The organism is Streptococcus mitis, assembly GCF_016658865.1.
Taxonomy (GTDB): Bacteria; Bacillota; Bacilli; order Lactobacillales; family Streptococcaceae; genus Streptococcus; species Streptococcus mitis_BT.
Genome location: NZ_CP067992.1, coordinates 591,249 through 605,222 on the forward strand (window position 1 = coordinate 591,249; position 13,974 = coordinate 605,222).

Genomic DNA, 13,974 nt, shown 5'->3' on the forward strand with positions numbered 1-13,974 from the left:
ATGAAGAAAATTTTAGGTCTAGTAGCGTTATTTGTACTAATTGTAGTATCTTGTTTTTACTTTTTTATCAATCAACCTAAAAATATTTTTGATGAGATTTATCAGGAGACGGAGAAAACCTATCGATCAAATAATATTTTAAGAAATATAGATGGCTTTGAAATCAGACCGGATTGGCCAAGTGATGGAGAGTATTCTAAATATTATCCATTTGGAACTTATAATAAAGACCATACCCCAGAAGAGTATTTTGAAATCGAAATAGGTTTTAATTTTGATACAAAAACACAATTAAGTTCAATCTCATTTGAAAAACGAATTGGGCCAAATGTTAGAGTTAGAATATGGGATAACTATACTCGTAAGGATCGTGTTTTAAAAAAATTTGTGAATATAGGTTTAAAGAAAGCAGATACGGAAACTTATATTGAAGACGAAGCTCAGGTGAAATCCTACCTAGAACAGTACGGTATCACTGCTAAGGACTTGGATTCTTACTACGACGAAATCGTCAACCAGAAAGTTCTGAAAGATTGGTTCTCGATTTATGACAGTAAGTACTCACCAAGCAACTATGGCGAGGTGAAAGTCGAAACCCAGTGGGAGAATTGGTGACATAAAGATTCTCACTAATTATATAAACAGGTGGCTCTCTATTTTCAGAGGGCTTTTTATGGTGTCACTTTACCTCGATATACTCAAGTATAATCTTCGGTTACGATTATTAGTACTGTAAGACCAACTATATTTATTTTTCTCATCTTGTTCCATTGTTGAAAATATGGTATACTTTTCATGAGAATTTTCTAAATTTTTAAGATTCTATCAAAGGAGGTTTGCATGCTTTCCAAATTTTCTGGAAGCCGACAAGACCAGCAATTTGTGTTACTTTTAGTTATTTTGCTAGGTATTTTAGGGATTTCTCTCTTTCTAGCAGTTTCAATGGGATCTGTTGCGATTGATCTAGGAGATACCTATCGGATTATTTTGAGCAGGTTGGGATTTCCTCTTGAGATAGGAGAGGTTTCCAAGTCTACTCTTGCCATTGTATGGAACATGAGATTCCCCCGAGTATTGTTAGGTCTGATAGTAGGAGCAGGCCTTTCTATGTGTGGTAGCGTGATGCAGTCTACAGTGAACAATCCCATCGCAGAGCCTTATGTCTTAGGAATATCTGCGGGTGCAACTCTAGGGGCAACCTTGAGCATCATTCTTGGTTTAAAAGTGATGATTAGCCTTGGAGCTTTTCTTGGAGCTATTTTGGCAACAATTGCTGTCCTCATCATTGCCTCTATGCAGGGAAGGATGACGACTTCCAGTCTGATTTTATCAGGAACGGTGGTCAACGCTCTCTTTCTAGCCTTTTCCAACTTTATTATCTCAGTCGGAGCTAATGCGGATAGTGTGATGACCATTAAGTTTTGGACCATGGGCTCGCTCGCTGGGACTTCCTGGGCAGACTTGGTCCTGCCAACTATAGTAGTAGGAATAGCCTTTCTATTTTTCTCTACCCAGTATCGTGTTTTCAATGCGATGATGATGGGAGATGAGGCTGCTTTAACTTTGGGAATTCCTTTACGCTTTTATTGGTATCTTTATGTGACAATGGTGGCTGTGCTGACAGCAGTCTTAGTGGCAACTTGTGGGATTATTGGATTTGTCGGTCTGATTACTCCACATTTAGCTCGAGGGATAGTAGGAACGAATTACAAGAGGCTTTTTCCTGTTGCGACCATACTGGGTGCCCTCTTTGTCATCTGGGCAGACGTACTCTCTCGTATCATCATTCCAAACGCAGAGCTTCCTATTGGTATTTTCACAGCCTTAGTAGGTGCTCCCTTCTTTATCTACATTGTTGGAGGTAGGCGAAGGGAGGTGAGGGTCTGATATGGACTTGATTTGTCAGGATATCCATTTTGGACTAGGAGAGAAAAAAATCCTCAAAGGAGTCTCTCTTAAGGTTGAAGGGAATCAATTTCACACGATACTAGGACCAAATGGAAGCGGGAAAACCAGTCTACTTAAACTCCTCTATCGTCAGGAAAAGGCGGACAAAGGCTTGATAAGCCTAGATGGAAAGCCTCTGGAACAATGGACGCTCAAAGAAACAGCCAAGCAAATGGCAGTTGTGACCCAGTTTAACCAACTGCAGTTTGATTGTACAGTTGAAGAAATCGTCTTGCTGGGAAGAACTCCCCACCTCTCTTTTTTACAGAAGGAAAGGGAAAGGGATTTTACTCTCGTTCAAGATGCCCTCGTTAAGGTGGATATGCTCGAGAAGAAAACTCGTCTCTATTCTTCTCTGTCAGGGGGAGAGAAACAGCGAGTCTTACTAGCCCGCGCCTTGGTGCAAGAACCGACTCTCTTGCTCCTGGACGAACCAACCAATCACCTGGATATCAGGTATCAGCTAGACTTGTTGGCCATTGTGAAGGAGCTCAAGGTCAATGTTCTAGCTATCCTGCATGATATTCAACTTGCTTGTCGCTATTCGGATTATCTCTATCTGATGAAAGAGGGGGAAATCCTTTACCAAGGGACTCCAAAGGAGACCATCACCCCTGAGTCATTGCAAACTGTATACGGAGTTCAAAGTCAGGTGACTTGGACCGAGGATCAGCAAGCTATGATTCACTATTTATAAGAATGAAAAGGAAAACAAGATGAAAAAAACACTAAGCATTTTACTGGTAACAGTAGCTACCCTAACCATGGCAGCTTGTGGCAATACTACTACAGAAAAAGCTACCACACAGTCTAGCACAGAAACAAGTCAAAAGGCGAGCGCAGAGACGACTTATCCACTAACGGTTAAGACCTATGATGCTAAAGGAAATGAAGTCGAACAAGTCTTTGACAAGGCACCTGAAAAAGTTATCACCAACAATCTTTCAACAACTGAAATCTTATTGGAGTTGGGGTTGAAGGATAAAATTGTTGGCATGCTCAATCCAGACAATGCTGTGACGGACAAATACAAGGACGCGATTGCGACTATTCCTCAAATTGGGGATAAAAAAACAGTCTCACAAGAGACAGTCCTTTCTTATGAGCCGGACGCTGTGATGGGTCGAAACATGATGTTTTCTGAAAAATCCTTGGGGACAGTTAGCACTTGGAATGAAAACAAAATCCCAGTTTATACGCAAAAAGCTTCTCTCTCAACGATTCAGCAAGATTTAGGAAATATTGTAGAAGATGTTAAAAATCTTGGAATGATTTTTAATGTTCAGGACAAGGCTAATGAATACGCAGCTCAATTACAAACTAAAATTGACGCTGTTAAGAAAGTAAACCCAGCAAGCCAAGGTGAAAAGAAAAAGGCTTTGATTATGGTTGCGTATAATGATGAAACCTTCGGTGCCTACAAGTCTGCTTTGCAAGAAAGTTTGCTGAACCAACTTGGTTATACAAACGTTGCTACGGGGACATCAGGCTTGACCTTGGAAAATCTCGTGTCAATGGATCCTGAATTGATTATCTATGTAACCAGCGATCGCAATAAAAAATTGGATGAAAAAGCAGTAGAGTTGATGAAGGCAAATGCTGTTTTGGAAAGCGTTCCTGCTATTAAGAATCAAAAAATCATGACCATCTCTTACGATGAATTGATGGACTATGGTCCAGCAGTGATTGATTCTCTTGAGAAAATCAATGACTTTATCAATAAATAATGAGTTTGATTGGGAAGGAATTCAAGTCAAAATCAGCCTTCCCTCTAACTACGACCCCAATCAAACCTATCCGGCTATTTTATTGAATGATGGAAACTTGGATTTCCTATCGTCCCTTTCCGAATCTATGATTTTAGTGGGCTTGATTTCTAAAAATCGCTTAGACGACTACACTCCCTGGAAGGCATCAGCTCTGAGAGATGGAGCTCCAGATTTTGGCGGTCAGGCCAAGGTCTATCATGATCATTTATTTGGAGGTCTTTTAGACAAGTTGCAGTCGCTTTATCGACTGGATGAGGCACGCCTTGCTTATGGAGGCTACTCACTCGGTGGTTTGGCGGCAGTCTACAGTCTTTTCAGCTTTGACAAGGTTTCCTGTGTCTTTTCGATCTGCGGTTCCTTTTGGTATCCTGGTTTTGTGACTTACTGCAAGACAGAGACAGTGAAAAATTTGGACTGTTTGCTGTATTTACAGAACGGTCAAACAGAAGGAGCACACCATACTAATCGCTTGGCTCAAGCACCAGTCTATGCTGAGCAGATCCATACCAGTCTTCAGAAATGTTATCCGAACGGTCAATTTGTCTTTGATCCTTATGGACACCATGAACAAGTAGCTGAACGATTCCTAGCTTTTTCCAGCTGGTTGGCCCAAAAATGGAAAATCGAATAAAAGATTTATCCCTTGGCTTTTGCCAAGGGATTGTTGTATTTATTTAACCAAGGTTTTCTCTCTTTTTATCTGGATTCCATACGAAGCTTGCGATAAAGCTAAAGATGATAGTTAGGATAGCGAGGATAATGGCAATGATGAGAGCAGGGATGCGGATAAACCACCAGAGTGGGTTTGGTTTTTTATCATTATGCCATTGTTTGGTTTCTTGGTCCAGACGTTGGAATTCTGTTTGGATACGATTGGCGACTGTTTCAATACCTTCATCATTCATTTTCTTGATATCTGAGATATCGATTGGATTTCCAAAGTTCATATCGACACGCTCACGACTAACCAAGCCTTTCAAGGTCATAGGACCTGTGTAGGTAACCGGCATGATACGCACCTTGGCCATCTTGGCAATTAGAGCAACTCCACCTTTGACATCGTTTGAGTGACGGCTCCCGCTTGGAAACATGATGAGAGAGCGATCACTTTTTTTAAGAACATTGATAGGATATTTGATGGCAGAAGCACTAGGATTTTCACGGTCAATAGGAAAGGCACCACACATACGAATCCACCAACCAAAGATACGGTTGGTAAAGAGTTCTTTTTTGGCCATAAAGATAAATTGTTTTGGTTTGGTCGCAAAGGCCATATAAACAGGATCCCACCAGGTACGGTGAGGGGCAACCAGAATATAATTTTCATCTTGATTAGGAATTTTATCGGTATTATGATAGTGGGCATTGCCATTGATGGACCATAGGAGCAAGACAACCAATCCACGTAAATAAGTATAAAACATGCGATCTCCTTCGATTCTTTTCTTGTTATTATTATACCTTATCAAAGGAGGGCTGGCAAACTTTTCCCTTGACCAGGTCCATATTTGGGATGAGATTAGAATTCTTTTAGAAAAAATGATATGATAGAATTTATGGATAAAAATAAGATTATGGGATTAACCCAAAAAGAAGTCAAGGAAAGACAGGCTAAGGGCTTGGTCAATGATTTTACTGCTTCGGCCAGTACTAGCACTTGGCAAATCGTTAAACGAAATGTCTTTACCCTTTTTAACGCTTTGAACTTTGCCATTGCTTTGGCCCTTGCCTTTGTGCAGGCTTGGAGCAATTTGGTCTTTTTTGCTGTTATCTGCTTTAACGCTTTTTCTGGGATTGTGACCGAGCTGCGGGCTAAACACATGGTGGACAAGCTCAATCTCATGACCAAGGAAAAGGTCAAGACTATTCGTGATGGCCAAGAAGTGGCTCTGAATCCTGAAGAATTGGTGTTAGGAGATGTCATTCGTTTGTCTGCAGGAGAGCAGATTCCTAGTGATGCCTTGGTTTTGGAAGGCTTTGCGGAAGTCAATGAAGCCATGTTGACGGGGGAAAGTGATTTGGTGCAAAAGGAAGTTGATACCTTGCTTTTGTCAGGAAGTTTCCTAGCTAGTGGGTCAGTTTTAGCTCAAGTTCACCATGTCGGTGCAGACAACTATGCTGCCAAACTTATGTTGGAGGCCAAGACCGTTAAACCAATCAACTCTCGTATCATGAAATCGCTGGACAGGTTAGCAGGTTTTACTGGGAAGATTATCATTCCCTTTGGTTTGGCTCTCTTGCTAGAAGCCTTGATCTTAAAAGGCCTGCCTCTCAAGTCATCCGTTGTAAACTCGTCGACAGCCCTTTTGGGGATGTTACCTAAGGGAATTGCTCTTTTGACCATCACTTCACTCTTAACCGCGGTGATTAAGCTGGGCTTGAAAAAGGTCTTGGTGCAGGAGATGTACTCTGTTGAGACCTTGGCGCGCGTGGATATGCTCTGTTTGGACAAGACGGGCACCATCACCCAAGGAAAGATGCAGGTGGAGGCTGTTCTTCCACTGACGGAAACTTATAGTGAAGAGGCTATTGCCAGTATCCTGACTAGTTACATGGCCCATAGTGAGGATAAAAATCCAACTGCGCAAGCTATTCGCCAGCGTTTCCAAGGACAGGTTGCCTATCCTATGATTTCCAACCTTCCTTTCTCAAGCGACCGCAAGTGGGGAGCTATGGAATTGGAAGAATTAGGGACAGTTTTCTTAGGGGCGCCTGAGATGTTGTTGGACTCTGAAGTCCCTGAAGCCAGAGAGGCCTTGGAGAGAGGGTCACGTGTCTTGGTCTTAGCTCTTAGTCAGGAGAAATTAGACCATCACAAACCACAGAAACCATCTGATATTCAGGCTCTAGCCTTGCTGGAAATCTTGGACCCCATTCGAGAGGGAGCAGCAGAGACGCTGGACTATCTCCGTTCTCAGGAAGTGGGACTCAAGATTATCTCTGGTGATAATCCGGTCACTGTATCTAGCATTGCTCAGAAGGCTGGTTTTGCGGACTACCACAGCTATGTCGATTGCTCGAAAATTACGGATGAGGAATTGGTTGCTATGGCGGAGGAGACTGCGATTTTCGGACGTGTTTCCCCTCATCAAAAGAAACTCATCATCCAAACGCTGAAAAAAGCGGGGCATACAACAGCTATGACAGGGGATGGAGTTAATGATATTCTGGCCCTTCGTGAGGCGGATTGTTCTATCGTGATGGCTGAGGGAGATCCCGCGACTCGTCAGATTGCCAATCTGGTTCTCTTGAACTCTGACTTCAATGATGTTCCTGAGATTCTCTTTGAAGGTCGTCGCGTGGTCAATAACATTGCCCACATCGCCCCGATTTTCTTGATTAAGACGATTTATTCCTTCTTGCTCGCAGTTATCTGTATCGCCAGTGCTTTACTAGGTCGGTCTGAGTGGATCTTGATTTTTCCCTTCATTCCAATTCAGATTACCATGATCGACCAGTTCGTGGAAGGTTTCCCACCATTCGTTCTGACTTTTGAGCGAAATATCAAACCTGTCGAGCCAAACTTCCTCAGAAGATCCATGCTTCGTGCTCTACCAAGCGCACTTATGGTCGTGTTCAGCGTTCTTTTTGTGAAAATTTTTGGAAGTAGCCAAGGTTGGTCTGAAATAGAAATCTCAACCCTCCTCTATTATCTACTTGGGTCAATTGGTTTCTTATCCGTATTTAGAGCCTGCATGCCATTTACCCTATGGCGTGTCCTCTTGATTGTTTGGTCAGTAGGAGGCTTCCTAGCCACAGCTCTCTTCCCAAGAATTCAAAAACTGCTTGAAATTTCGACCTTGACAGGACAAACATTACCTGTTTATGGTGTCATGATGTTGGTCTTTACCGTGATTTTCATCCTGACTAGTCGCTATCAAGCCAGAAAATAAAGAAAGGCTGCAATCTGTGGATTGCGGTCTTTTTAGGTACAAGATTGCCAGCTGAAATGTGGTATAATAAGAGGTAATAGAGTTTTGGAAAGTGAGAGAAAATGATTTCAAAGAGATTAGAATTAGTGGCTTCCTTTGTGCCACAGGGAGCTATTTTACTAGATGTGGGAAGTGACCATGCTTATCTGCCTATCGACTTGGTCGAAAGAGGAAAAATCGAAAGTGCCATTGCAGGTGAGGTGGTGGAAGGTCCCTACCAATCTGCAGTCAAAAATGTTGAGGCTCACAGCCTAAAGGAGAAAATCCAGGTTCGTTTAGCCAATGGCTTGGCAGCCTTTGAAGAGTCAGACCAAGTGTCTGTCATTACCATTGCTGGTATGGGTGGTCGTTTGATTGCTAGGATTTTAGAAGAAGGCTTGGACAAGTTAGCTAATGTAGAACGATTGATCCTTCAGCCCAATAATCGTGAAGACGACTTGCGTATCTGGCTACAAGAGAACGGATTTCAGATTGTAGCTGAAAGCATCTTAGAAGAAGCTGGCAAGTTTTACGAGATTTTGGTGGTGGAAGCAGGACAAATGAAGCTATCAGCCAGTGATGTTCGCTTTGGACCTTTCTTGTCCAAAGAGATCAGTCCAGTCTTTGTCCAAAAATGGCAAAAAGAAGCTGCTAAGCTAGAGTTCGCCCTTGGACAAATCCCTGAAAAAAATTTGGAAGAACGTCAAGTTCTAGTAGATAAAATTCAAGCCATCAAGGAGGTGCTCCATGTTAGCAAGTGAAGTGATTAACGTGTATGAAGCTTTTTGTCCTCAGGAATTTTCCATGGAGGGAGACAGTCGTGGTCTGCAAATTGGCACTTTGGACAAGGATATCCAAAGGGTCATGGTGGCTCTCGATATTCGTGAAGAAACGGTGGCTGAAGCCATTGAAAAGGGTGTGGACTTGATTATTGCCAAGCACGCGCCGATTTTCCGTCCTATCAAGGACTTGGTATCTAGCCGTCCGCAAAATCAGATTTACATCGACCTCATCAAGCATAACATTGCAGTTTATGTCAGCCATACCAATATTGATATCGTTGAAAATGGTCTCAATGATTGGTTCTGTCAGATGCTAGGTATCGAGGAAACGACCTATCTGCAGGAGACAGGTCCTGAACGTGGAATTGGACGTATTGGGAATGTTCAGCCTCAGACATTTGGGGAATTGGCCCAGCATGTCAAGCAAGTCTTTGGTTTAGATAGCCTTCGATTGGTGCATTATCAAGAGAGAGATTTGCAGAAGCCTATTTCAAGAGTGGCCATCTGTGGTGGTAGCGGGCAGTCTTTCTATAAGGATGCTTTGGCAAAGGGGGCAGATGTTTATATCACTGGTGATATTTACTACCACACTGCCCAGGATATGTTGTCTGATGGGTTACTGGCATTGGACCCAGGCCACTATATCGAAGTGATTTTTGTGGAAAAAATCTCTGCACTCCTTACTCAATGGAAGGTAGAAAATGGCTGGCCTATTGATGTCTTACCTAGTCAGGCATCAACCAATCCTTTCCACCATATCTAATTAGAAGGTGAAGACAATGAAAAAAGTTGCCATTATCGGAGCAGGGATTGTAGGTGCCACAGCTGCCTACTACCTCTCGAAAGAAAGTGACATAGAGGTGACCGTCTTTGACCATGGACAAGGTCAGGCTACCAAGGCCGCAGCAGGAATTATCAGTCCTTGGTTTTCCAAACGTCGCAATAAGGCCTGGTACAAAATGGCGCGCTTGGGGGCTGACTTTTATGTGGATTTATTAGCTGATTTAGAGAAGTCAGGACAAGAAATCGACTTTTACCAGCGTTCGGGAGTCTTTCTCTTGAAAAAGGACGAATCCAAGCTAGAAGAACTCTATCAACTAGCCCTTCAGCGTAGGGAAGAATCTCCCTTGATAGGGCAATTAGCCATTCTGGACCAAGCATCAGCTAATGAATTATTCCCTGGCTTGCAGGGATTTGATCGCTTGCTCTATGCTTCTGGTGGAGCGAGAGTAGATGGTCAACTCTTGGTGACTCGTTTGCTAGAAGCCAGTCAGGTCAAGCTGGTCAAAGAAAAAGTAACTCTGACACCTTTAGCATCAGGTTACCAGATTGGCGAAGAGGTGTTTGATCAGGTTATTTTGGCGACGGGAGCTTGGTTGGGACAAATATTAGAACCCTTGGGATATGAAGTGGATGTTCGCCCTCAAAAAGGGCAATTACGAGACTATCAACTTGTTCAAGACCTGGAATCCTACCCTGTTGTTATGCCCGAGGGGGAGTGGGATTTGATTCCTTTTACAGGTGGGAAATTGTCCTTAGGTGCTACTCATGAAAATGACATGGGATTTGATTTGACGGTAGATGAAACTTTACTCCAGAAAATGGAGGAGGCAGCCTTTCCTCACTACCCAACCTTGGCAGAAGCGAAATCATCTGGTGAACGTGTGGGAATCCGTGCCTATACCAGTGATTTCTCTCCTTTCTTTGGAGAGGTTCCAGAATTGTCAGGTGTCTATGCAGCCAGTGGACTAGGTTCATCAGGCCTCACAACGGGTCCTATCATTGGCTACCATCTAGCTCAACTGATCCAAGAAAAGGAGTTGACCTTGGACCCTCTAAATTACCCAATTGAAAACTATGTCAAACGAGTAAAAAGCGAATAAGCATTTTACTGAAATTTTAGTCTCCCCTCTAGGATGGCAAATGACATTCCCTATCAAAAATGGTAAAATAAGAAAAAATAATCCGAGAATCGAGGAAAAAAGATGCAAGAAAAGATTTTGGTAACGGGTGGAGCAGGTTTTATCGGAACCCACACAGTTATTGAGTTAATCCAAGCAGGTCATCAAGTTGTTGTGGTGGATAACCTTGTGAATAGTAACAGAAAAAGTTTAGAAGTTGTTGAGAGAATTACAGGAGTTGAAGTGCCTTTCTATGAGGCAGATATCCGTGATACAGATACTCTTCGTGACATTTTCAAACAAGAAGAACCAACTGGTGTCATTCACTTTGCTGGTTTGAAGGCTGTCGGCGAATCAACCCGTATTCCTCTTGCCTACTATGACAACAATATTGCTGGAACTGTTAGTCTTTTGAAGGTCATGGAAGAAAACAACTGTAAAAACATCATTTTCAGTTCTTCTGCGACAGTTTACGGAGATCCTCATACAGTGCCAATCTTGGAAGATTTCCCACTTTCAGTGACTAATCCATATGGCCGCACTAAGCTTATGCTTGAGGAAATTTTGACAGATATCTACAAGGCAGACTCAGAATGGAATGTGGTCTTGCTTCGTTATTTTAACCCAATCGGAGCTCATGAAAGTGGAGACCTAGGAGAAAATCCAAATGGTATTCCAAACAACCTCTTGCCATATGTGACTCAAGTAGCCGTTGGGAAATTAGAGCAAGTGCAAGTGTTTGGAGACGATTACGATACGGAAGATGGAACTGGTGTTCGTGATTATATCCACGTCGTCGATTTGGCCAAAGGTCACGTTGCAGCTCTGAAAAAAATCCAAAAAGGTTCAGGTCTAAACGTTTATAACCTTGGAACAGGTAAAGGCTACTCAGTTCTTGAAATTATCCAAAATATGGAAAAAGCAGTGGGACGCCCAATTCCTTACCGCATCGTAGACCGTCGCCCAGGGGATATCGCAGCCTGCTATTCAGATCCTGCAAAAGCCAAAGCAGAACTGGGCTGGGAAGCAGAATTAGGCATCACCCAAATGTGTGAAGACGCATGGCGTTGGCAAAGCAAGCATCCAAATGGATTTGAAGACTAAGATGGTGATGTCAATCATTGTCCCCTGTTTAAACGAAGAGGAAGTACTTCCTCTTTTTTATCAGGCTTTGGAAGCTTTACTTCCAGATTTGGAAACAGAAATCGAGTATGTCTTTGTCGATGATGGATCAAGTGATGGGACCTTGGAACTCTTAAAGTCCTATCGGGAGCAAAATCCGGCAGTTCATTATATTTCTTTCTCGCGAAATTTTGGCAAAGAAGCAGCTCTCTATGCAGGCTTGCAATATGCGACAGGAGATTTGGTGGTGGTGATGGATGCAGACCTCCAAGATCCTCCTAGTATGTTGCTTGAGATGAAAGCTCTACTAGACAAAAATGCAGACTTGGACTGTGTTGGAACACGCAGAACCAGTCGAGGGGGAGAACCCTTCTTTCGCAGTGTTTGTGCCAATCTCTTTTACGGCTTCATGAAAAAAATTAGTCCAGTAGCCCTGCCGTCAGGTGTCCGTGATTTTCGCATGATGAGAAGATCTGTAGTGGATGCCATTTTAAGCTTGACTGAGTCCAATCGTTTTTCCAAGGGACTCTTTGCCTGGGTCGGCTTTAAAACCCACTATCTGGACTATCCAAATGTCGAAAGGCAGGCTGGCAAGACCAGTTGGAGTTTTAGGCAACTCTTTTTCTACTCCATTGAAGGGATTGTTAATTTTTCAGATTTTCCCTTGATTATCGCCTTTGTGGCTGGTCTCCTATCTTGTTTTATTTCTCTGCTTATGACCTTTTTCGTTGTGGTTCGGACCCTTATTTTGGGCAATTCGACATCAGGTTGGACCTCTCTGATGGCTGTCATTCTCTTTCTTGGGGGAATCCAACTCTTGACCATTGGGATTCTCGGCAAGTATATCAGTAAGATTTATCTAGAGACTAAAAAAAGACCACTTTATCTTGTCAAAGAAAAAAGTGACCTTCCTGATTTTACAGAAAAAAATAAAGAGAAAAGACTATAATTTTGCATGGAAATATGCTAAACTAGAAGGAGTGGAACGTTCTTATCGATATTAGAGTTAATCTTTAATCAAGGCACGTGTCGGACAGTTTCTAACAGCTTCTACGACGTCCTGACTAGGAGAGATTTCTTTTTCTAGTTGGTCAGGGTCATCGTAAAAACGCACGATTCCATTATCGTGGTAATCAAATAATTCAGAATAAGTTTGGCAAAGCCCACAGGCAATGCAGCGTTCAGGTATAAGTGTGATTTTCATATTTATATTGTAATAAGAAAAGTAAAAAAAAACAAGGAGTAAGGTATGGCAAAAGAACCGTGGCAAGAAGATATTTATGAGAATCAGGAAGAACAGACAAGAACGGAACGACGTCAACGTAATCAAAAAGGTACAGGTATTGTTGCAAATCGTGTCTTGACGATTCTAGCTAGTCTCTTTTTCGTGATTGTTGTAGTAATGATAATAGTATTGATTTACCTTTCAAGTGGAGGGAGTAATCGTACAGCAGCCTTGAAAGATTTTTATGATTCATCTGCCCCTGTTTCAACCTCTGTAACAGAAGAATCCGCATCTTCATCTAGCAAGACTGAAGAAGCAACTTCTACAGAGAGCTCTTCTAGTGAAAGACATTCTGAAGAGCATACTGATAGTGAAGGGACAATTACAGTTCAGGCTGGAGAAGGAGAAGCAACCATTGCCGCTCGTGCAGGAATCTCGATTGCTCAGCTAGAGGCCTTGAATCCTGGGCATATGGCTACAGGGTCTTGGTTTGCTAATCCAGGTGATGTTATCAAAATCAAATAGGAGTTGATATGAAAACAATTCAAATTGCTATCGATGGTCCAGCTTCAAGCGGTAAGAGTACGGTTGCTAAGATTATTGCTAAAAATTTTGGTTACACCTATCTAGATACAGGTGCTATGTATCGTGCAGCGACCTATATGGCTCTGAAACACCAGTTAGGATTGGAAGAGATTGAGGAACTTTTAGCCTTATTGGACCAGCATCCAATCAGTTTTGGGCGCTCAGAAACTGGAGAACAACTTGTCTTTGTAGGAGATGTGGATATTACCCATCCTATTCGTGAAAATGAAGTTACCAATCATGTTTCAGCTATTGCAGCAATTCCTGAAGTACGTGAGAAACTAGTTTCTCTCCAACAAGAGATTGCCCAGCAAGGTGGGATTGTCATGGATGGTCGCGATATTGGGACTGTTGTATTGCCAAAAGCAGAATTGAAAATTTTCCTAGTAGCTTCTGTTGATGAAAGAGCAGAGCGTCGTTACAAGGAAAATATTGCCAAGGGAATTGAAACAGACCTTGAAACCCTAAAAGAGGAGATTGCTGAGCGTGACTACAAGGATAGCCATCGTGAGACTTCACCTCTCAAACAAGCAGAGGACGCTGTCTACCTTGATACAACTGGCTTGAACATTCAAGAAGTAGTCAAAAAAATTGAATCAGAAGCAAAGAAACGTATGTCCTAGGGACCGGAGAAGCAGGCTAAAGCTAGCCTGCTTCTTTTCTATCAAACTGAACGCATTCCAAACCAGTCTTTTTTTGAGTTTTTTGATAAAATAGTACTATCAGTGAAAA

General features: G+C 42.4%; 15 protein-coding genes. 13 read left to right on the forward strand and 2 right to left on the reverse strand.

Going from position 1 to position 13,974, the window contains the following annotated elements; all coding sequences use genetic code 11:
* From JJN14_RS03100 to JJN14_RS03120, 5 genes are all read left to right on the forward strand, one after another.
* A complete protein-coding gene (locus JJN14_RS03100) occupies positions 1–615 on the forward strand; it encodes a TipC family immunity protein (protein WP_201058876.1) in 615 nt (204 codons plus the stop codon).
* Positions 616–840: 225 nt separating this feature from the next.
* Positions 841–1,887 (forward strand): FecCD family ABC transporter permease, encoded by a 1,047-nt coding sequence (locus tag JJN14_RS03105; protein ID WP_201058877.1) that lies wholly within the window; start codon positions 841–843, stop codon positions 1,885–1,887.
* Between the two features lies 1 nt (position 1,888).
* Positions 1,889–2,644 (forward strand): ABC transporter ATP-binding protein, encoded by a 756-nt coding sequence (locus JJN14_RS03110; RefSeq protein ID WP_201058878.1) that lies wholly within the window; start codon positions 1,889–1,891, stop codon positions 2,642–2,644.
* 19 nt (positions 2,645–2,663) lie between these two features.
* A complete protein-coding gene (locus tag JJN14_RS03115; protein ID WP_201058879.1) occupies positions 2,664–3,674 on the forward strand; it encodes an ABC transporter substrate-binding protein in 1,011 nt (336 codons plus the stop codon).
* Positions 3,655–4,347 (forward strand): alpha/beta hydrolase-fold protein, encoded by a 693-nt coding sequence (locus JJN14_RS03120; protein ID WP_201058880.1) that lies wholly within the window; start codon positions 3,655–3,657, stop codon positions 4,345–4,347. The genes JJN14_RS03115 and JJN14_RS03120 overlap by 20 nt, the downstream gene beginning before the upstream one ends.
* 43 nt (positions 4,348–4,390) lie before the next feature.
* Here JJN14_RS03120 and JJN14_RS03125 read toward each other — a convergent pair whose 3' ends face one another.
* Positions 4,391–5,140, reverse strand: a complete 750-nt coding sequence (locus tag JJN14_RS03125) for a lysophospholipid acyltransferase family protein (RefSeq protein ID WP_201058881.1) — start codon at positions 5,138–5,140, stop codon at positions 4,391–4,393.
* A gap of 132 nt (positions 5,141–5,272) precedes the next feature.
* On the opposite strand from JJN14_RS03125, the gene JJN14_RS03130 reads away from it, so the two are divergent.
* The 6 genes from JJN14_RS03130 (at position 5,273) to JJN14_RS03155 (ending at position 12,381) form a co-directional block, all read left to right on the forward strand.
* Positions 5,273–7,609, forward strand: coding sequence for a cation-translocating P-type ATPase (locus JJN14_RS03130; RefSeq protein WP_201059131.1), 2,337 nt, complete (start codon positions 5,273–5,275; stop codon positions 7,607–7,609).
* Between the two features lie 101 nt (positions 7,610–7,710).
* Positions 7,711–8,388 (forward strand): tRNA (adenine(22)-N(1))-methyltransferase, encoded by a 678-nt coding sequence (locus JJN14_RS03135; protein ID WP_201058882.1) that lies wholly within the window; start codon positions 7,711–7,713, stop codon positions 8,386–8,388.
* Positions 8,375–9,172: a Nif3-like dinuclear metal center hexameric protein gene (locus JJN14_RS03140; RefSeq protein ID WP_201058883.1), complete on the forward strand. Its 798-nt coding sequence runs from the start codon at positions 8,375–8,377 to the stop codon at positions 9,170–9,172. Before JJN14_RS03135 ends, JJN14_RS03140 begins: the two co-directional genes overlap by 14 nt.
* Before the next feature lie 16 nt (positions 9,173–9,188).
* Positions 9,189–10,292, forward strand: a complete 1,104-nt coding sequence (locus JJN14_RS03145) for an NAD(P)/FAD-dependent oxidoreductase (RefSeq protein WP_201058884.1) — start codon at positions 9,189–9,191, stop codon at positions 10,290–10,292.
* Positions 10,293–10,394: 102 nt separating this feature from the next.
* On the forward strand, positions 10,395–11,414 hold the full coding sequence (gene galE / locus JJN14_RS03150; protein WP_024057477.1) for a UDP-glucose 4-epimerase GalE: 1,020 nt from the start codon (positions 10,395–10,397) through the stop codon (positions 11,412–11,414).
* A gap of 1 nt (position 11,415) precedes the next feature.
* Positions 11,416–12,381 carry a glycosyltransferase family 2 protein gene (locus JJN14_RS03155; protein WP_201058885.1) on the forward strand — a complete coding sequence of 322 codons (966 nt, stop codon included), beginning with the start codon at positions 11,416–11,418 and terminating at the stop codon, positions 12,379–12,381.
* Positions 12,382–12,438: 57 nt separating this feature from the next.
* Here the strand turns inward: JJN14_RS03155 and JJN14_RS03160 are convergent, their stop codons facing one another.
* Positions 12,439–12,636 carry a ferredoxin gene (locus JJN14_RS03160; RefSeq protein ID WP_004235080.1) on the reverse strand — a complete coding sequence of 66 codons (198 nt, stop codon included), beginning with the start codon at positions 12,634–12,636 and terminating at the stop codon, positions 12,439–12,441.
* 45 nt (positions 12,637–12,681) lie between these two features.
* Between JJN14_RS03160 and JJN14_RS03165 the strand changes: the two genes are divergently transcribed.
* Positions 12,682–13,182: an SAG1386/EF1546 family surface-associated protein gene (locus tag JJN14_RS03165; protein ID WP_094753757.1), complete on the forward strand. Its 501-nt coding sequence runs from the start codon at positions 12,682–12,684 to the stop codon at positions 13,180–13,182.
* 8 nt (positions 13,183–13,190) lie between these two features.
* Complete coding sequence (gene cmk / locus JJN14_RS03170) at positions 13,191–13,865, forward strand: (d)CMP kinase (protein ID WP_201058886.1); 675 nt, start codon at positions 13,191–13,193, stop codon at positions 13,863–13,865.
* Positions 13,866–13,974 lie beyond the last annotated feature (109 nt).

What these genes read in the sequence shown, in the direction of transcription:
- JJN14_RS03100 (WP_201058876.1), top strand. Translation starts at nt 1, where the DNA reads ATGAAGAAAATTTTAGGTCTAGTAGCGTTATTTGTACTAATTGTAGTA.
- JJN14_RS03105 (WP_201058877.1), top strand. Translation starts at nt 841, where the DNA reads ATGCTTTCCAAATTTTCTGGAAGCCGACAAGACCAGCAATTTGTGTTA.
- JJN14_RS03110 (WP_201058878.1), top strand. Translation starts at nt 1,889, where the DNA reads ATGGACTTGATTTGTCAGGATATCCATTTTGGACTAGGAGAGAAAAAA.
- JJN14_RS03115 (WP_201058879.1), top strand. Translation starts at nt 2,664, where the DNA reads ATGAAAAAAACACTAAGCATTTTACTGGTAACAGTAGCTACCCTAACC.
- JJN14_RS03120 (WP_201058880.1), top strand. Translation starts at nt 3,655, where the DNA reads ATGACTTTATCAATAAATAATGAGTTTGATTGGGAAGGAATTCAAGTC.
- JJN14_RS03125 (WP_201058881.1), bottom strand. Translation starts at nt 5,140, where the DNA reads ATGTTTTATACTTATTTACGTGGATTGGTTGTCTTGCTCCTATGGTCC.
- JJN14_RS03130 (WP_201059131.1), top strand. Translation starts at nt 5,273, where the DNA reads ATGGATAAAAATAAGATTATGGGATTAACCCAAAAAGAAGTCAAGGAA.
- JJN14_RS03135 (WP_201058882.1), top strand. Translation starts at nt 7,711, where the DNA reads ATGATTTCAAAGAGATTAGAATTAGTGGCTTCCTTTGTGCCACAGGGA.
- JJN14_RS03140 (WP_201058883.1), top strand. Translation starts at nt 8,375, where the DNA reads ATGTTAGCAAGTGAAGTGATTAACGTGTATGAAGCTTTTTGTCCTCAG.
- JJN14_RS03145 (WP_201058884.1), top strand. Translation starts at nt 9,189, where the DNA reads ATGAAAAAAGTTGCCATTATCGGAGCAGGGATTGTAGGTGCCACAGCT.
- galE (WP_024057477.1), top strand. Translation starts at nt 10,395, where the DNA reads ATGCAAGAAAAGATTTTGGTAACGGGTGGAGCAGGTTTTATCGGAACC.
- JJN14_RS03155 (WP_201058885.1), top strand. Translation starts at nt 11,416, where the DNA reads ATGGTGATGTCAATCATTGTCCCCTGTTTAAACGAAGAGGAAGTACTT.
- JJN14_RS03160 (WP_004235080.1), bottom strand. Translation starts at nt 12,636, where the DNA reads ATGAAAATCACACTTATACCTGAACGCTGCATTGCCTGTGGGCTTTGC.
- JJN14_RS03165 (WP_094753757.1), top strand. Translation starts at nt 12,682, where the DNA reads ATGGCAAAAGAACCGTGGCAAGAAGATATTTATGAGAATCAGGAAGAA.
- cmk (WP_201058886.1), top strand. Translation starts at nt 13,191, where the DNA reads ATGAAAACAATTCAAATTGCTATCGATGGTCCAGCTTCAAGCGGTAAG.